We start from the raw sequence: 17,061 nt of genomic DNA, 5'->3' as shown, positions 1-17,061 counted from the left end.
ATGGTGGTGCCCCGCGCCGTGAGGGCGGTGGCTACAACCGTGATGGTGGTGCCCCGCGCCGTGAGGGCGGTGGCTACAACCGTGACGGTGCAGCCCCGCGCCGTGAGGGTGGTGGGTACAACCGTGATGGTGGTGCCCCGCGCCGTGAGGGCGGTGGCTACAACCGTGATGGTGGTGCCCCGCGCCGCGAAGGTGGCTACAACCGTGATGGTGGTGCCCCGCGCCGTGAAGGTGGCGGGTACAAGCGTGATGGTGGTGCCCCGCGCCGTGAAGGCGGTGGCTACAACCGGGATGGTGCCCCCCGTCGTGAGGGTGGCGGGTACAACCGTGATGGTGGTGCCCCCCGCCGCGAGGGTGGCTATAACCGTGATGGTGCAGCCCCGCGCCGCGAGGGTGGCTATAACCGTGATGGTGCAGCCCCGCGCCGCGAGGGTGGCGGGTACAACCGTGACGGTGGTGCCCCGCGTCGCGAGGGCGGTGGCTACAACCGTGACGGTGCAGCCCCCCGCCGTGAGGGCGGTGGCTACAACCGTGACGGTGGTGCCCCGCGCCGTGAAGGCGGTGGCTACAGCCGTGACGGTGGTGCCCCGCGCCGCGATTCGGCGCCCCGCCGTGACGGTGGTGATCGCGACAAGTCCCGCTCGTTCCCGCAGCGCGGAGGCGCCGGTCGGGAGCGTCCGGCTCAGACGGCGAATGAGCGTCCGCGGTTCGATGAGCCGCAGATTCCCGACGAGATCACTGCGCGCGACCTCAACGGGGGCGCTCGCAACGAGCTCAAGACCCTGAGCAAGGAGAACGCCGAGCACGTCGCGCGTCACCTGGCGATGGCGTCGAAGCTCATCGACGAGGACCCCGCGCTCGCGCACGAGCACGCGCTGGCGGCGTCTCGACGCGCCGGCCGTATCGCGATCGTCCGCGAGACTCTCGGCATCACCGCTTACGCGACGGGTGACTTCGCCCTTGCTCTCCGCGAACTCCGCACCTACCGACGCATCTCGGGCAAGGACGATCAGATCGCGCTGATGGTCGACAGCGAGCGTGGCATCGGACGTTCCGATCGCGCGCTCGAGACCGGCCGCGCTGTCGACCGGTCTGCCCTCGAGACTCCCGTGCGTGTCGCACTGGCGATCGCGATGTCGGGTGCTCGTCTGGATCAGGGCGATCTGGAGCTTGCGCTCGGCGAGCTCGAGATCCCCGAGCTCGACCCGGATCGGGCTTTCGAATGGAGCCCTGCTCTGTTCGCCGCTCGTGCCGCTGTTCTCGAAGACCTCGGACGCACCGATGAGGCCGCTTTCTGGGCACACCGTGCCGAGGTCGCTGCCGAGGCTCTCGGGATCGACGAGGCCGGTGACGAGGAGATCTTCATCGAGGACAGCATGATCGAGGGCGAGTTCCTCGACGACGAGGTCGCCGAACCGGCCGATGAAGCAGACGAGGCTGACGTCGTCGAGGCCACTGCGGATTCCGACGAGACGGATGACGAAGCGGACGAGAAAGTGTCTGAAGAGCCCGCTGCTGACTCCGACGCCATGGCTGACGAGACCGACGCCGAAGAGCCCACGGTCGAGGACGAGGTCCGCGAGCTCCTGGGTGAGGACGAGACCGACGACGCGGACCCGGAGGCGTAGTGGCGCTGTTCTCACGCAAGCGCGCTCTGCGCACCCCCCTCGATGGGGTCGACACGATCCTCGCTGATCTCGACGGGGTGGTGTACGCGGGCCCCGGCGCATTGCCGCATGCGGTCGACAGTCTCAATGAGGCCGCGAAGTCGGCGCGACTCGGTTACATCACCAACAACGCGGCCCGCACTGACGCATCCGTCGCGGAGCACCTCAGCAGCCTGGGGCTCCGCGTCGATGCGGCCGATGTGGTCACGAGCCCGCAGGCGGCGATGCGGCTGATGGCGAAGATGGTGCCCGCGCCGGCGACGATCCTCGTCGTCGGCGGCGACGGCCTCGTCGACGAGGTGCAGAAGGCCGGCTACACGGTCACGCGCAGCGCCGAGGATTCGCCGAGCGCCGTCGTCCAGGGGTTCGCCCCGGAGGTGGCGTGGACCGATCTCGCCGAAGCCGCATTCGCCCTCAAACTTCCCGAAGACGAGGGTGGGATCCCATGGATCGCCACGAACACGGATTGGACGATCCCGCGTGAGCGCGGTGTCGCACCGGGTAACGGCACTCTCGTCTCCGCGGTGCACACGGCCATCGGTCGGCTGGCTACCGTCGCCGGCAAGCCGGAGGCCCCCATCTTCGAAGAGGCGCTCGCCCGGTTCGGCGCACAGAAGGCGCTGTTCATCGGCGACCGGCTCGACACGGACATCATGGGTGCGAGCCGGGTCGGGATCGACTCAGTGCTCGTCCTCACCGGAATCGATCGACCCAAGCATGTGCTGGCGGCGCCCGAGGGATCGCGCCCGACGTACATCCTCGGCGACCTGCGCGAGCTGCATGTGCCGTACCCGGAGGTCACGGAACGCGATGGCGTGTTCGACGTGAACGGCGCATCCGTGCGGGTCGTGGGGGCGGACGTCGAGATCGTGACGGAGTCCGGATCTCAGATCGACCTGCTGCGCGCCGGCGCGGCCGCGATCTGGGCATCGGGGACACCCGTGTTCGTGCTGCGCGTTCCCGAGCGTCTCTACGACGACCCCTTCCATCGCCCCTGAGGCAGCTCGCGTCGCTCCGGCCGCCGTCGGAGGCGCCGCGTACAGTGGAACCGTGAGCGAAGAGACGACGAGTGCGCCGACCGACGGCCTGTGGAGCCGTCTGCGTCTGATCGAGGGGCAGCCCCTTCCGGCGCGAGCGGATGCGTACGCGAGCCTGCACGACGAGCTCTCCCGACGCCTCGAGAACGGCGCGAAGCTCGACCAACGGGAGACTCCGGGATCCCGATGACGCGACTCGATGCTGCCCTCGCCGCCCGAGGACTCGCCCGTTCGCGCAGCCACGCCGCCACGCTCATCGCCGAAGGGCTCGTGAGCATCGATGGCCGCCAGGCGGTGAAGGCTTCGACCGCCGTCGACGATGAGGCGCAGATCACGATCGCGGGTGCCGACCACTATGTCGGCCGCGCGGCCCACAAGCTCATCGCCGGGCTCGACGGATTCGCGATCCCCGTCGAGGGGCGGCTCGCACTGGACATGGGGGCCTCCACGGGAGGTTTCACGCAGGTGCTCCGCGAGCGCGGCGCACGAAAGGTCCTGGCGGTCGACGTCGGGCACGGACAGCTCGCCGCGTCGATCGCGGCCGACCCCGGCGTCGTCGCCGTCGAGGGCTACAACGTCCGTCACATGACGCGTGAGAACCTCGCGGAGGCGACCGGCGAGAGTGGCGTGCCCGACCTCATCGTCGGGGACCTGTCGTTCATCTCGCTAGAGCTCGTTCTGCCCGCAGTGGCGGTCATCGCCGAGCCGGGATCCGACGTCCTGCTGCTCGTGAAGCCGCAGTTCGAGGTCGGGCGAACCGCGGTGCGCGGCGGTCTGGTGACCGACCCCGCCACGCGGGCGGACGCCGTCGCCCGCACGGTGTGGACCGCCTGGGATCTCGGGCTCGGGATGCTCGGCATCCTGCCGTCCCCGATCCTCGGAACGCACGGGAATGCCGAGTATCTGGTGCACCTCGCGCCGGGTCGGGGCAGCAATCCGACAGAATGGTTGGACACCATCAACCGACTGGCAGGAGGACGATGAACGAGCGCAGCATCCTGGTCGTCGCCCACGCCGGTCGAGTGGACACGGTCGACGCGGCCCGTCGGGTGATCGGGGCGCTCCGCGAGGCCGGAGCCCGGCCGGTGCTGGCCGCCGACGACCATGAGGCCCTCGTGGCCGTGGACGAGTTCTTCGCCGACACCGAGGTGCTCGGCGTATCCGTCGATCCGGCCGACCTCGAACTGGCGATCGTGCTGGGTGGGGACGGGACCATCCTTCGTGCGGCCGAGCTCGTCCGTGACAGCGGCGCACCTGTGCTGGGCATCAACATGGGCCACGTCGGCTTCCTCGCCGAGATCGACCGCGACGACATGGACAAGGCCGTCCGCCGCGTGATCGATCGTGACTACGAGGTCGAGGAACGGCTCGCGCTTTCCGTGCGGGTGAAGGATGCCGCAGGGGCGGTCGTGTACGAGACCTGGGCCCTCAACGAGGCCACGGTCGAGAAGGCGAGCCGGGAGCGGATGATCGAAGTCGTCCTCGAGATCGACGGTCGCCCGCTGTCGAGCTTCGGCTGCGACGGCATGGTCATCTCCACTCCCACCGGCTCGACCGCCTACAACTTCTCCGCCGGGGGACCGGTCATCTGGCCCAGCGTCGAGGCGATCGCCGTGGTGCCGCTGTCGGCGCACGCACTCTTCGCCAAACCCCTGGTCGTGAGCCCTGATGCCGCAGTCGCCATCGAGATGCTCGAGCGCACCGACGGCTCCGGCATCCTGTGGTGCGACGGGCGACGCTCGCACGACCTGCCTCCCGGCGCACGCGTCGTCGTCCGGCGGTCCTCACGTCCGGTGCGCCTCGCACGGCTGCACCCCACGGCGTTCACCGACCGGCTCGTGCGCAAGTTCCAGCTGCCCGTCGAAGGATGGCGCGGTCAGACGCCGGGGGCGCCGTCATGATCGAAGAGATGCGGATGCAGGGCCTCGGCGTGATCGCCGACGCCGTGCTGCCCCTCGGTCCGGGATTCACGGCGATCACCGGCGAGACCGGTGCCGGCAAGACGATGGTTGTCACGGGACTCGGCCTGCTGCTGGGCCAGCGCGCCGATTCCGGCGCGGTGCGCGCCGGCGCTGCGCAGGCCTCGGTCGCCGGGGTGTGGATCGTCCCCGAGAAGGGCGATGTCGCCGAGATCGTGGCGGACGCCGGGGGAGAGTTGGAGCCGGCAGGGGCCGGCAAGGCCGAGCTGTACGTCTCGCGCACGCTGAGCGCCGAGGGCCGCAGCCGCGCGAGCGTCGGTGGCCGCGCAGCACCGGCAGGCGTGCTCTCGGCTCTGGCCGAAGAACTCGTCGTGGTCCACGGACAGTCCGAGCAGCTGCGTCTGCGCTCCGCGGCTGCGCAGCGCGACGCGCTCGACCGCTTCGGCGGTGCGCCGATCGCGAAGGCGCTCGAGACGTACGCCGGCTCCTTCGCCCGCTGGCGAACACTCGACGCCGAGATCTCCGAGATCACCGAGAACCGCGACCGCCGTGCGGAGGAAGCAGCTCGGCTGCGCGAAGCCCTCGCCCTGATCGAGGCGACCGCGCCGGAGCCGGGGGAGGATCAGGAGCTCGCCGAACGCGCGGAGCGACTCGCGAACGCCGAAGAGCTGCGCCTCGCGGCCTCTCTCGCGCATGGCGCGCTCTCGAGCGAAGACGGCGAACCCGACGCATCGGCCCTCGTCGCCGAGGCGCGTCGCCTGCTCGAGCGCACCGCCGATGCGAAACTCACCGAGATCGGCGAAAGCATCGCCGACATCGGATACCGGATCGCCGACACCGCCGGTCTGCTCTCCGCCTATCTGGCCGACCTCGACGAAACGGGCCCCCACGAGCTCGCCGCCGTCGAAGAGCGCCGCGCGGCGCTCGGGACCTTGATCCGTGCACACGGTTCCCTCGACGAAGCTCTCGCGCTGTGGCAGACGGGGTCCGCCCGCCTGGCCGAGCTCGACGACGACGGTGATCGCATCGAACGTCTCATCGCCGAGCGTGACGCGGCGCGCGCCGAACTCGATGCGCACGCCGCCGCGCTGACCGCTGTGCGCACCGACGCCGCCGTCCGCCTCGGCGAAGCCGTGACTGACGAGCTGCACGCCCTCGCGATGCCGGATGCGCGCCTCGAGGTCGCCGTCTCGGAGGGGGCCGAGAGCACCCACGGTCGGGACGACGTCGCCATCCTCCTCGCCCCGCATCCGGGTGCCGAGCCGCGCTCCGTCTCCAAGGGGGCCTCGGGCGGCGAGTTGTCTCGCGTGATGCTCGCGATCGAGGTCGTCATCGCGGCGACCGACCCGGTCCCGACGTTCGTCTTCGACGAGGTCGACTCCGGTATCGGAGGTGCGGCCGCCATCGAAGTGGGGCGGCGACTCGCCCGGCTCGCAGAGAAATCGCAAGTCATCGCGGTGACGCACCTCGCGCAGGTGGCGGCGTTCGCGAACAATCACTTGTCGGTCGTGAAGGCCAATGATGGCGCGGTCACGGCCTCGAGCGTGCGGCGTCTCGAGGGCGAAGACCGAGAGGCCGAGATGGCCCGTCTGCTGTCCGGACTCACCGATTCCGACGCCGCGCTGACCCATGCGCGTGAACTTCTCAGCCTCCGCGTCCCCACCGCCTGATAGGATCGAAGCCCGTGATGAACTCTTCTTCCGCGGCACCCAAGAACGACACGACCAAGCACATCTTCGTGACTGGTGGTGTCGTTTCGTCTTTGGGTAAGGGACTGACGGCGGCCAGCCTCGGCAACCTCCTCACGGCCCGCGGTCTGCGCGTCGTGATGCAGAAGCTCGACCCTTATCTGAACGTCGATCCCGGCACGATGAACCCGTTCCAGCACGGTGAGGTCTTCGTCACGGACGACGGCGCCGAGACCGACCTCGACATCGGCCACTACGAGCGGTTCCTCGACATCAACCTGTCCGAGGCCGCGAACGTCACCACCGGCCAGATCTACTCGCAGGTGATCGCGCGCGAGCGCCGCGGCGAGTACCTGGGCGACACGGTGCAGGTCATCCCGCACATCACCGACGAGATCAAGCGCCGCATGCGCCTGCAGGCTTCGGAAGACCCGCGCCCCGACGTGATCATCACCGAGGTCGGCGGCACGGTCGGCGACATCGAGTCGCAGCCCTTCCTCGAATCCGCCCGCCAGCTGCGCCACGAGCTCGGCCGCGACAGCGTGTTCTTCGTGCACGTCTCGCTCGTCCCGTTCATGGGGGCGTCGGGGGAGCAGAAGACCAAGCCCACGCAGCACTCCGTCGCGGCGCTCCGTCAGGTGGGTATCCAGCCCGACGCGCTCGTGCTCCGCAGCGATCGCCCCGTGAGCGCGAGCAACCGCAACAAGATCGCCCTCATGTGCGACGTCGACGTCGAAGGCGTCATCAACACGGTCGACCTGCCGAGCATCTACGACATCCCGTCGACGCTCAACGACCAGGGGCTCGACTCGTACATCGTGCGTCGCCTCGGCCTCGATCAGAAGGCCGCGGAAGAGGTCGATTGGACGCGCTGGAGCAAGGTGCTGCATGCCGTGCACAACCCCAAGCACGAGGTCACGATCGGCCTGGTCGGCAAGTACATCGACCTGCCCGACGCCTACCTCTCCGTGACCGAGGCTCTCAAGGCCGGCGGTTTCGCGCAGGAGACCAAGGTCAACATCCGCTGGATCCCCTCGGACCTCTGCGAGACGCCGGAAGGCGCCCAGGAGCAGCTGGCCGAGCTCGACGGCATCTGCGTGCCCGGCGGCTTCGGCATCCGCGGCATCGAAGGCAAGCTCGGCGCCCTCAAGTTCGCACGCGAGCAGGGCATCCCGACGCTGGGCCTGTGCCTCGGCCTGCAGTGCATGGTCATCGAGTACGCACGCGATGTGGCCGGCATCGTCGGCGCCTCGTCGAGCGAGTTCGACCCGGAGACCGCCGAGCCCGTCATCGCCACGATGGCCGAGCAGATCGACATCCTCGACGGCGGCGACCTCGGCGGCACGATGCGCCTCGGTCTGTACCAGGCGGCCCTCGCCGAAGGATCGCTCGCCCGCGAGCTGTACGGTGCGCCGGAGGCCTCCGAGCGGCACCGTCACCGCTACGAGGTCAACAACGCCTACCGCGACCGTCTGACGGACGCCGGGCTGGTCTTCTCGGGCCTCAACCCCGAGCTCGACCTGGTCGAGTACGTCGAGTTGCCGCGCGACGTGCACCCGTACTACATCGCCACGCAGGCGCACCCGGAACTGCGCTCGCGCCCGACCGCGCCGCACCCGCTGTTCCGCGGGCTCGTCGGCGCCGCGATCGAGCGTCACCGTGCGAGCGAACTGTTCGACGTGAGCGATGACGTCACGGCCGATGCCTGAGCCGATCGAGCCCCTCCGGGACGAGGCGTTCGAGCCGGAGGTGCTCCAGAGCGACCTCGTCTACGAAGGCAGGGTCTGGGACGTGCGCTCCGACCGCGTGCGCTACGGCGACGGCGAGATCGTGCGGCAGTACGTCGACCACACGGGCGCCGTGGCTATCCTCGCGCTCGACGACGACGGGCGTGTCCTGCTGATCCAGCAGTACCGGCATCCGATCCGTCATCGGGATTGGGAGCTGCCCGCGGGTCTGCTCGACGTCGAGGGGGAGGAGCCGCTCGCGGCCGCCCAGCGCGAGCTCGCGGAGGAGGCGGATCTGGTGGCCACCCACTGGGAGCCGCTGGTCTCCTCGTGGACCACCCCCGGCGGCAACGACGAGATGATCCACATCTTCCTCGCGACGGGCATCGCCTCGGCCGAGCGCCCGCACGACCGTGAGGACGAGGAAGCCGACATCCGCGTCGAGTGGGTGCCGCTGGACGATGCGGTGGAGGCCGTTCTCGGCGGCCGCATGCACAACGGCATCCTCACGATCGGCGTGCTGGCCGCGGCGCAGAGGCTCCGCGATCGGGGCTGAGGGATGCTGCTCGAGCGCGCCCGCGACGCGTACCTGCGTCATGTCACGATCGAGCGCGGTCTGAGCGAGCACACGATCGCCGCGTATCGGCGCGACCTCGGGGTCTACACGGAGTGGCTGGCAGCAGACGGCATCGCCGACACGTCGGCGGTCACGGCGGCGGTGATCGACCGCTTCATCGCGGAACGCGCCTCGGCCGAGCCGGCCCCGGCGTCGTCGAGTCTCGCGCGGCTGCAATCGTCGGTGCGGGGCTGGCATCGATTCCTCGCTCGGGAAGGAATCGAGATCGATGACCCGAGCGGACGGCTGCGTCCCCCCAAGGCCCCGCGTCGACTCCCGAAGGCGCTGACGATCGATCAGGTCGAGCGGCTGCTCGGTGCTCCGTCACCGGAGGATCCGATCGGCGTGCGCGACCGCGCGCTCCTGGAGCTTCTCTATGCCACGGGTGCCCGCGTGTCCGAGGCGATCGGGCTCGACGTCGACGACCTGGCACACGGCGATGTGCTGCGGCTGCGGGGCAAGGGGTCGAAGGAGCGCATCGTGCCGATCGGATCGTTCGCGCGCGCAGCCGTCGATGCGTATCTCACGCGCGTGCGTCCGGCGCTCGCGGCGAAGGGGCACGCGTCGGCCCGGCTCTTCCTCGGTGCACGCGGAGCACCGTTGTCGCGGCAGAGCGCCTGGCTCGTGATCCGGGCGGCCGCCGAGAAGGCGCAGATCACCTCCGAGGTATCGCCGCACACGCTGCGGCACTCCTTCGCGACGCATCTGCTGCAGGGCGGAGCCGACGTGCGCGTGGTGCAGGAGCTGCTCGGGCACTCGTCGGTCGCGACGACGCAGATCTACACGCACGTCTCGGTGGACACCCTGCGAGACATCTACGCCACCTCGCACCCGCGCGCGCGGTGACGTCCGCCGATGCGGGACAGGCGCCGTGCCGCGTGCCGAGGCGGCTGAGGAACGGGCCGACCGGTACAATCGACCAAGCACGAAGGAGCAGGAGAATCGGTGGCTGAGAAAGTGGCGAAGTCCAGGGCGAAGGCGCAGAAGGCCGACGAGACCCCCATGGGACCCACCGGCCGTCCGTATCACGGGTTCGCGATCCCGGAACCGCTGAAGTCCCACGGCCCTGCACGCATCATCGCGCTGTGCAATCAGAAGGGCGGCGTCGGCAAGACGACGACCTCCATCAACCTGGCCGCAGCTCTCGCGGAGTACGGCCGGAAGGTGCTCGCCGTCGACTTCGACCCGCAGGGCGCACTGTCCGCCGGTCTCGGCATCCCGACGCACGACGTGCCGACGATCTACGACCTCCTGCTCGACACGAAGCGCGACGCGCATGACGCGATCGTGCACTCCAGCGTCGAGGGCCTCGACGTGATGCCCGCGAACATCGACCTGTCGGCCGCCGAGGTGCACCTCGTCAACGAGGTCGCCCGCGAGACGATCCTCGCCCGGGTCCTGCGCCAGGTCGCGGGGGAGTACGACGTCATCCTCATCGACTGCCAGCCCTCGCTCGGCATCCTCACGGTCAACGCCCTCACCGCCGCACACGGCGTGATCATCCCGCTCGAGTGCGAGTTCTTCGCCCTGCGCGGTGTGGCCCTGCTCATCGAGACGATCGACAAGGTGCGCGACCGGTTGAACCCCTCCATCACGATGGACGGCCTGCTGGCGACGATGTACGACCCGCGCACGCTGCACTCCCGCGAGGTCCTCGAGCGCGTGGTCGAGGCCTTCGGAGACGATGTGCTGGAGACCGTGATCGGCCGTACCGTGAAGTTCCCCGACGCCTCGGTGTCGGGTGTGCCCATCACCGAGTTCGCCCCCGAGCACGCGGCCGCTCAGGCATACCTGCGGCTGGCGCGGGAGCTGGTCGCCCGTGGCGCTGTCGCCTAGCGAGGAGTCCGTCGACGCGACGCTCGAGGAGAGCGCGGAAGATACGGCCGTGCCCGAGCCGGGCTTCCGGGTCTCGCTGTCCAACTTCGACGGCCCGTTCGATCTGCTCCTGAACCTCATCTCGAAGCACGAGATGGACATCACCGAGGTCTCGCTGAGCGTGGTCACGAACGAGTTCATCGCCTACCTCGGTCAGCTCGAGAACGAGGAGGAGCTGGACCAGGCGTCCGAGTTCCTCGTCGTCGCGGCGACGCTCCTCGACATGAAGGTGGCCGGGCTTCTCCCGCAGGGCGAATTGGTGGATGCCGAAGCCGTCGCGCTGCTGGAGGCGCGCGACCTGCTGTTCGCGCGGCTGCTGCAGTACCGGGCCTTCAAGGAGGTCTCGGCGTGGTTCTCCCGCTGTCTGCAGCGTGAGGACCGTCGGCACGTGCGCGCGGCACGCCTCGACGAGAAGCACCGCAAGCAGACGCCCGAGCTCGTGTGGTCCTTGACCGTCGACGACTTCGCGGCACTCGCGCTCCTGGCGTTCGCGCCCAAGGAGATCCCGCACGTCGGCCTCGATCATCTGCACGCGCCGCTGGTCAGCATCCGCGAGCAGGCGGCGATCGTCGTCACGTTGCTGCGCGGCACGGAGTCGCTGAGCTTCCGCGAGCTCGTCTCGGGGGTGAGCGAGCCCGGCATCGTCGTCGCGCGCTTCATCTCGGTGCTGGAGCTGTACCGCCACGCGGCCCTGTCCTTCGAACAATTGGAACCGCTCGGTGAGCTCACGCTGCGCTGGGCAGCCGACTCCTGGTCGGACGAGACTCTTGCGACCCTGGGGGCCGACTATGACCGATGACATGACCGAGACCGTGGACGAGGTGACCGAGATCCCGCTGTCCGAGCGCATCGAGGCCATCCTCCTCATCGTCGACGAGCCGCTCGGGCTGGTGGCGCTGGCCGCCGCGGTCGGATCCCCGGTGCCCGCCGTGCGGCAGACGCTCGAGACGCTGGTCGACGACTACGACGGGAAGGGCAAGGGCCCGCGCCGTGGTTTCGAGCTCCGCGAGGTCGGCGGCGGCTGGCGTCTCTATGTGCGCGAGGACCTCGATTCGCTGGTCGCCGAGTTCGTCGGCGGACAGGCCCCGGCTCGACTCTCGCAGGCGGCGCTCGAGACGTTGGCGGTCATCGCGTACAAGCAGCCGGTGACGCGCAGTCAGGTCGCCTCCATCCGTGCGGTGAACGTGGACTCCGTCGTGCGCACCCTCCTCGCCCGTGGTCTCATCACCGAGCTGTTCGCCGACTCCGAGACCGGCGCGATCAACTACGGCACCACCGACGCACTCCTGCAGCACCTGGGCATCAACTCGCTGGACGAGCTGCCCCCGATCTCCCCTCTGCTCGATGACGGTGCAGACGGTTTCGACGAAGGGACCATCCGATGAGCGGCTTCGAGGCCTCCACCGACTCCGAGGGCGCCCCCGAGGGCATCCGTCTGCAGAAGGTGCTCGCCGGCGCCGGGGTGGCTTCGCGCCGCGTCGTCGAGCAGTACATCACCGAGGGGCGCATCCGCGTCAACGGCATCGTCGTCTCGGAGCTCGGCCGGCGCATCGACCCGGAGCACGACCTCGTCGACGTCGACGGCACCGCCGTGCAGCTGGACGTCTCCAAGCGCTACGTAATGCTCAACAAGCCCACCGGCGTCGTCAGCAGCATGAAGGACGAGAGCGGTCGTCCCGACCTCCGTCGCTTCACCGAAGACTACGAGGAGCGTCTCTACAACGTGGGCCGCCTCGACGCGGAGACCAGCGGTCTGCTGATCCTCACCAACGACGGCGCGCTCGCGCACGTGCTCGCCCACCCGTCCTTCGGGGTGACCAAGGTCTACATCGCCAAGGTCGAGGGCACGGTGCTGGCCCAGACGATCTCGAAGCTCACGAAGGGCATCGAGCTCGAGGACGGTCCGATCGCGGCCGACAAGGCGCGCCTGCTGGACACCTCGCGCGGGTCGAGCCTGGTCGAGCTGACGCTGCACTCCGGACGCAACCGCATCGTGCGCCGGATGCTCGCCGCGGTCGGCCACCCGGTCACCGAACTGGTGCGTCGGCAGTTCGGACCGCTCCACCTGGGAACCCTCCCGGCCGGGAAGACGCGGGAACTGACTAAAATCGAACTCGGCGCGCTTTTGACCTTGTCGCGCCGTGATTCCGGTGTCGCCGAGGCGCCAGGCGAGCAGGAGAACGAATGACCGATACGACGAGTGCGCCCACGGCGCGGAGGGCAGGCGCCGTCGCGCCGCGGCTCTCCGGCACCGTCCGCGTCGTCGGTGCCGGCCTGCTCGGGGCGAGCGTCGGACATGCGCTCCGGTCGAAGGGCATCGACGTCGTGCTGACGGATGCCTCGCCCGCGCAGCTCCGCCTCGCGGTCGACTACGGCGCCGGTCGCCTCGCCGCCGACGATGACGAGCCCGCCCTGATCGTGGTGGCCGTGCCGCCCGACGTCACCGCCGACGTGATCCAGGCCGAACTCGAACGCTTCCCGGCCGCCGTCGTCACCGACGTCGCCAGCGTGAAGCTCGAGCCGTTCCGCACGCTGCAGGCACGCGGCGTCGACCTCACCCGCTACATCGGCTCGCATCCGCTCGCCGGGCGCGAGCGCGGGGGAGCGATCTCGGCGCGCGCCGACCTGTTCGTCGGTCGCCCCTGGGTCGTGTGCCGTGACGAAGACACGAAGGCCGCCGATCTCGCCCTGGTCGAAGCCCTCGCCCTCGACGTGGGGGCCATGCCGCTCGAGATGACGCCGGAGGAGCACGACCGCTCCGTCGCGCTCACCTCCCACGTGCCGCAGGTGGTGGCGAGCCTGCTCGCCGGCCGTCTCGCGGATGCCGAGGAGGGCGCTCTGCGCCTCGCCGGCCAGGGAGTGCGCGACACCACACGCATCGCCGCCTCCGCCCCCGAGCTCTGGGTGCAGATCCTCGGCGCCAACGCCGGTCCCGTCGTCGAGATCCTCGACGCTCTCGCGGGCGATCTCGCCGATGTCGCCGCCGCGCTGCGTGAGCCGGGCGCTCCCGGTGCCCGGCGCATCGTCGCGGAGACGATCCGTCAGGGGAACGACGGCGTCGACCGTCTTCCCGGAAAGCACGGACAGAACCAGCGCTTCGAGTCGCTCATCGTCATGATCGACGACACCGCCGGTCAGCTGGGTCGCCTGTTCGGCGAGCTCGGAGAACTCGGTGTGAACGTCGAGGACCTCCGACTCGAGCACTCGCCCGGGGCCCAGTTCGGCCTGGCCGAGATCAGCGTCGACCCCGCTGCACTGCACGGGGCGATCACCGGGCTCCAGGAACGCGGCTGGCGGATTGCGGGGAACACCAATGACTGACACCACCACCCCGTCCGCGGCACCGGCTTCCGCGACCGACGCGCACAAGTTCATCGCCATCGACGGCCCGGCCGGTTCGGGCAAGTCCAGCGTGTCGAAGGCCGTCGCCCGCACGCTCGGTTTCGGCTACCTCGACACGGGCTCCGCGTACCGCGCACTCGCCTGGCATGTACTGGACCGCGGCGCCGACACCTCCGATGCCGACGCGGTCCTCGCCGCCGCATCCGATTTCCCGGTGCGACTGGGGCTCGACCCTGACGACCGCACCGTCCGCGTCGGCGATGCCGATGTGACAGAAGCCATCCGGGACCCGCGGGTCTCCGGTGCCGTGAGCGGCGTGGCGCGCGTGCCCGCGGTGCGCGCCCAGGTGAACGAGCTGTTCCGCACGCTCGTCGCCGAGTCGTCGTACCCGGCCGTCGTGGTCGAAGGCCGCGACATCACGACCGTCGTCGCACCGGACGCCCCCGTGCGGATCCTCCTCACCGCGGCCCCCGAAGTACGGGCCGCTCGACGTGCCGGTGAACTCGCCGGCGAGAACGCGGCAGCTGTCGCCGCGGCGTTGCACAAGCGCGACGCCTCAGACAGCGCCGTCGTCGACTTCCTGAACGCCGCAGAAGGCGTCGAGGTCGTCGATTCGACGGAACTCGATTTCCCCCAGACCATCGACGCCGTCCTCACGGTGATCGAGCGAATCCAAGGAGCACACCGTGGCTGACGAAGAATACGAAGGCGGCCCCGACCAGCTCGCCGAGAAGATGGAACAGATCGACGAGCATCTCGCCGAGCAGCGGGCGGAGACGCTGCGCGCCGGGCTCGCCGACTACGACCTGGACGATGAGGACGCGGCGCTGCTCGCCGGCATCACCCTCGGCGAAGATGGCATCCTGTTCAGCCCGGCGCTTCCCGTCGTGGCGATCGTCGGGCGACCGAACGTGGGCAAGTCCGCGCTCGTGAACCGCATCCTCGGCCGTCGCGAAGCCGTCGTGGAGGACACCCCCGGTGTGACCCGCGACCGCGTGACGTACAAGGCCGAGTGGGGCGACCGGCGGTTCTCGCTCGTCGACACCGGTGGGTGGGAGCCCGACGCGCGCGGCATCGACCGTTCCGTCGCGATGCAGGCCGAGGTCGCGATCGACCTCGCCGACATGGTGCTGTTCGTGGTCGACGCGATGGTCGGCGCCACTTCGACCGACGAGCACGTCGTCAAGCTGCTCCGCAAGAGCGGCAAGCCGGTGTTCCTCGTCGCCAACAAGATCGACGATGCCCGTCAGGAGCCCGAGATCGCGGCTCTGTGGAGCCTCGGCCTCGGTGAGCCGCATCCGGTCTCCGCCATCCACGGACGTGGTGTCGCCGACCTGCTGGACGCCGTGCTGAAGAAGCTGCCCGAGGTCTCGGCCGTCGCGAAGCAGGAGATCGGCGGACCGCGTCGTGTCGCCATCCTCGGTCGCCCGAACGTGGGCAAGTCGTCGCTGCTGAACAAGGCGGCCGGCGAAGAGCGCGTGGTCGTCAACGACCTGGCCGGCACGACCCGCGACCCGGTGGACGAGGTCGTCGAGCTCGGCGGGAAGATGTGGCGCCTGGTCGATACCGCCGGCATCCGTCGTCGCGTGCACATGGCGCAGGGGGCGGACTTCTACGCTTCGCTCCGCACCTCCGCGGCACTGGAGAAGGCCGAAGTGGCCGTCGTCGTGCTCGACGTGTCGGAGACGATCAGCGAGCAGGACGTCCGCATCATCGACCTCGTGCTGGAGTCCGGCCGCTCGCTCGTGCTCGCGTTCAACAAGTGGGACCGTCTGAACGACGACGACCTCGAGAACGCCGACCGCCGTCGTTACCTGGAGCGTGAGATCGAGCAGGACCTCGCGCACGTCGCCTGGGCTCCGCGCGTGAACATCTCGGCCAAGACCGGTCGTCACCTCGACAAGCTGGTTCCCGCGCTGGAGACGGCGCTGGAGAACTGGGACCGTCGTATCCCGACGGGCAAGTTCAACGCTTTCCTCGCGGAGCTCGTGGCCGAGCACCCGCACCCGCTGCGTGGTGGCAAGCAGCCGCGCATCCTGTTCGGCACGCAGGCGTCGACGCGCCCGCCGACGTTCGTGCTGTTCACGACCGGTTTCCTCGACCCCGGGTACCGTCGGTTCATCCAGCGGCGTCTGCGCGAGCTCTACTCGTTCGAGGGCACGCCGATCGTCATCAACATGCGTGTGCGTGAGAAGCGTCAGCGCTGATCTGTTCCGGCGCATGTCGCGCCGTGGTGCCGATACCCCCATGCTGTGAAAGGCTGAGGTGGTGACTGTCGTACCTCCTGCCGCCGGTGAACCGCGTCGCCCCGAGGGGCCGCGGGACCCGGGCGACGCGTGGGTGGTCGCCGAGTCGGGGGAGCGGTACTGGGGGCGTTTCGGTGCTGCCGGTCTGCTGGCGTATGACCCCGCTCGCGGCATCCTGCTGCAGCATCGGGTCGCGTGGAGTCATTTCGGCGGCACGTGGGGCTTGCCCGGCGGTGCGCTGCACGAGGGCGAGAGTGCGATCGTGGGCGCCATCCGCGAGGCGCAGGAGGAAGCCGGTGTGCCGGACGGCGCCGTGCGGCCTCGCTTCACGAGCGTTCTCGATCTGGACATCTGGTCGTACACGACGGTCGTCGCGGATGTGCGCGTGCCGTTCGACCCGGTGATCAGCGATCCGGAGAGTGTGGCGCTCGAGTGGGTGCCGTTCGACCAGGTCGCCGAGCTGCCGCTGCATCCGGGTTTCGGTGTGTCGTGGCCGGCGTTGCGCGCGCTGCTCAAGGTGCGGCTGGTGGTCGTCGTCGACGCGGCGAACGTCGTCGGATCGGTGCCGGACGGGTGGTGGAAGGACCGCGCGGGAGCGGCCCGGCGACTGCGTGCGCGCCTCGAGGGATTGACCGTGCCTGCCGCTGACCTGGAACTCGAGGGGTCAGTATGGTTCCCGGAGGTGTCGATGGTGGTCGAGGGGCAGGCTCGCGGCATCGACTCCGATTCGAGTGTGGTCTCCGTCATCCGCGCCGACGCCGCGGGCGATGATGCGATCGTCGCAGAGGTCGAGCGTCTGGTGGCCGCGAAGCACACCGTGGTCGCGGTGACGAGTGACCGGGGCCTGCGCGAACGCGTCGAGCACGCCGGTGCCGAGCATGTGCGATCGGCCGGATGGCTGCGCGATCTGATCGATCACTGACCCTGACGTCCCTCCGGGGGCC

General features: G+C 69.6%; 17 protein-coding genes and 1 pseudogene. 17 read left to right on the top strand and 1 reads right to left on the bottom strand.

Annotated elements, in window-relative coordinates; translation table 11 throughout:
* Positions 1–818, bottom strand: a pseudogene (locus tag OC372_RS06135) (hypothetical protein); the annotation flags it as partial.
* 6 nt (positions 819–824) lie between these two features.
* On the opposite strand from OC372_RS06135, the gene OC372_RS06130 reads away from it, so the two are divergent.
* The 17 genes from OC372_RS06130 (at position 825) to OC372_RS06050 (ending at position 17,039) form a co-directional block, all read left to right on the top strand.
* Complete coding sequence (locus tag OC372_RS06130) at positions 825–1,628, top strand: hypothetical protein (RefSeq protein ID WP_105710300.1); 804 nt, start codon at positions 825–827, stop codon at positions 1,626–1,628.
* A complete protein-coding gene (locus OC372_RS06125; RefSeq protein ID WP_262001211.1) occupies positions 1,628–2,665 on the top strand; it encodes an HAD-IIA family hydrolase in 1,038 nt (345 codons plus the stop codon). The genes OC372_RS06130 and OC372_RS06125 overlap by 1 nt, the downstream gene beginning before the upstream one ends.
* A gap of 52 nt (positions 2,666–2,717) precedes the next feature.
* On the top strand, positions 2,718–2,894 hold the full coding sequence (locus tag OC372_RS06120) for a hypothetical protein (RefSeq protein ID WP_262001210.1): 177 nt from the start codon (positions 2,718–2,720) through the stop codon (positions 2,892–2,894).
* Positions 2,891–3,688 carry a TlyA family RNA methyltransferase gene (locus OC372_RS06115; RefSeq protein ID WP_262001209.1) on the top strand — a complete coding sequence of 266 codons (798 nt, stop codon included), beginning with the start codon at positions 2,891–2,893 and terminating at the stop codon, positions 3,686–3,688. Before OC372_RS06120 ends, OC372_RS06115 begins: the two co-directional genes overlap by 4 nt.
* Complete coding sequence (locus tag OC372_RS06110) at positions 3,685–4,605, top strand: NAD kinase (RefSeq protein ID WP_029261482.1); 921 nt, start codon at positions 3,685–3,687, stop codon at positions 4,603–4,605. Before OC372_RS06115 ends, OC372_RS06110 begins: the two co-directional genes overlap by 4 nt.
* On the top strand, positions 4,602–6,293 hold the full coding sequence (gene recN, locus OC372_RS06105; RefSeq protein ID WP_262001208.1) for a DNA repair protein RecN: 1,692 nt from the start codon (positions 4,602–4,604) through the stop codon (positions 6,291–6,293). Before OC372_RS06110 ends, recN begins: the two co-directional genes overlap by 4 nt.
* Before the next feature lie 17 nt (positions 6,294–6,310).
* A complete protein-coding gene (locus OC372_RS06100) occupies positions 6,311–8,020 on the top strand; it encodes a CTP synthase (protein WP_029261484.1) in 1,710 nt (569 codons plus the stop codon).
* Entirely contained in the window at positions 8,013–8,594 is a 582-nt protein-coding gene (locus tag OC372_RS06095) for an NUDIX domain-containing protein (protein ID WP_262001207.1), read from the top strand. Before OC372_RS06100 ends, OC372_RS06095 begins: the two co-directional genes overlap by 8 nt.
* Positions 8,595–8,597: 3 nt before the next feature.
* Positions 8,598–9,500 (top strand): site-specific tyrosine recombinase XerD, encoded by a 903-nt coding sequence (gene xerD, locus OC372_RS06090; RefSeq protein ID WP_262001206.1) that lies wholly within the window; start codon positions 8,598–8,600, stop codon positions 9,498–9,500.
* Positions 9,501–9,656: 156 nt separating this feature from the next.
* Positions 9,657–10,490: a ParA family protein gene (locus tag OC372_RS06085; protein WP_167381670.1), complete on the top strand. Its 834-nt coding sequence runs from the start codon at positions 9,657–9,659 to the stop codon at positions 10,488–10,490.
* A complete protein-coding gene (locus OC372_RS06080) occupies positions 10,480–11,328 on the top strand; it encodes a segregation and condensation protein A (protein ID WP_410054856.1) in 849 nt (282 codons plus the stop codon). Before OC372_RS06085 ends, OC372_RS06080 begins: the two co-directional genes overlap by 11 nt.
* Entirely contained in the window at positions 11,318–11,914 is a 597-nt protein-coding gene (scpB, locus tag OC372_RS06075) for an SMC-Scp complex subunit ScpB (protein ID WP_262001204.1), read from the top strand. The genes OC372_RS06080 and scpB overlap by 11 nt, the downstream gene beginning before the upstream one ends.
* Positions 11,911–12,717, top strand: a complete 807-nt coding sequence (locus OC372_RS06070) for a pseudouridine synthase (protein ID WP_262001203.1) — start codon at positions 11,911–11,913, stop codon at positions 12,715–12,717. Before scpB ends, OC372_RS06070 begins: the two co-directional genes overlap by 4 nt.
* The gene (locus OC372_RS06065; protein ID WP_105710292.1) at positions 12,714–13,850 is read left to right on the top strand and encodes a prephenate dehydrogenase; all 1,137 of its coding nucleotides are present in this window, start codon (positions 12,714–12,716) and stop codon (positions 13,848–13,850) included. The genes OC372_RS06070 and OC372_RS06065 overlap by 4 nt, the downstream gene beginning before the upstream one ends.
* The gene (gene cmk / locus OC372_RS06060; RefSeq protein WP_262001202.1) at positions 13,843–14,565 is read left to right on the top strand and encodes a (d)CMP kinase; all 723 of its coding nucleotides are present in this window, start codon (positions 13,843–13,845) and stop codon (positions 14,563–14,565) included. The genes OC372_RS06065 and cmk overlap by 8 nt, the downstream gene beginning before the upstream one ends.
* Positions 14,566–14,605: 40 nt before the next feature.
* The gene (gene der, locus OC372_RS06055) at positions 14,606–16,078 is read left to right on the top strand and encodes a ribosome biogenesis GTPase Der (protein ID WP_262001238.1); all 1,473 of its coding nucleotides are present in this window, start codon (positions 14,606–14,608) and stop codon (positions 16,076–16,078) included.
* 61 nt (positions 16,079–16,139) lie between these two features.
* Entirely contained in the window at positions 16,140–17,039 is a 900-nt protein-coding gene (locus OC372_RS06050; protein ID WP_262001201.1) for an NUDIX domain-containing protein, read from the top strand.
* The last annotated feature ends 22 nt before the right edge of the window (positions 17,040–17,061 follow it).

The sequence above is a fragment of the Microbacterium sp. Mcb102 genome, from assembly GCF_024519805.1.
Classification (GTDB): Bacteria; Actinomycetota; Actinomycetes; order Actinomycetales; family Microbacteriaceae; genus Microbacterium.
This window is presented reverse-complemented; position numbering and strand designations above follow the sequence as displayed.

What these genes read in the sequence shown, in the direction of transcription:
- OC372_RS06065 (WP_105710292.1), top strand. Translation starts at nt 12,714, where the DNA reads ATGACCGATACGACGAGTGCGCCCACGGCGCGGAGGGCAGGCGCCGTC.
- OC372_RS06070 (WP_262001203.1), top strand. Translation starts at nt 11,911, where the DNA reads ATGAGCGGCTTCGAGGCCTCCACCGACTCCGAGGGCGCCCCCGAGGGC.
- OC372_RS06085 (WP_167381670.1), top strand. Translation starts at nt 9,657, where the DNA reads ATGGGACCCACCGGCCGTCCGTATCACGGGTTCGCGATCCCGGAACCG.
- recN (WP_262001208.1), top strand. Translation starts at nt 4,602, where the DNA reads ATGATCGAAGAGATGCGGATGCAGGGCCTCGGCGTGATCGCCGACGCC.
- der (WP_262001238.1), top strand. Translation starts at nt 14,606, where the DNA reads ATGGAACAGATCGACGAGCATCTCGCCGAGCAGCGGGCGGAGACGCTG.
- OC372_RS06115 (WP_262001209.1), top strand. Translation starts at nt 2,891, where the DNA reads ATGACGCGACTCGATGCTGCCCTCGCCGCCCGAGGACTCGCCCGTTCG.
- cmk (WP_262001202.1), top strand. Translation starts at nt 13,843, where the DNA reads ATGACTGACACCACCACCCCGTCCGCGGCACCGGCTTCCGCGACCGAC.
- OC372_RS06095 (WP_262001207.1), top strand. Translation starts at nt 8,013, where the DNA reads ATGCCTGAGCCGATCGAGCCCCTCCGGGACGAGGCGTTCGAGCCGGAG.
- OC372_RS06130 (WP_105710300.1), top strand. Translation starts at nt 825, where the DNA reads ATGGCGTCGAAGCTCATCGACGAGGACCCCGCGCTCGCGCACGAGCAC.
- OC372_RS06100 (WP_029261484.1), top strand. Translation starts at nt 6,311, where the DNA reads ATGAACTCTTCTTCCGCGGCACCCAAGAACGACACGACCAAGCACATC.
- xerD (WP_262001206.1), top strand. Translation starts at nt 8,598, where the DNA reads ATGCTGCTCGAGCGCGCCCGCGACGCGTACCTGCGTCATGTCACGATC.
- OC372_RS06110 (WP_029261482.1), top strand. Translation starts at nt 3,685, where the DNA reads ATGAACGAGCGCAGCATCCTGGTCGTCGCCCACGCCGGTCGAGTGGAC.
- scpB (WP_262001204.1), top strand. Translation starts at nt 11,318, where the DNA reads ATGACCGATGACATGACCGAGACCGTGGACGAGGTGACCGAGATCCCG.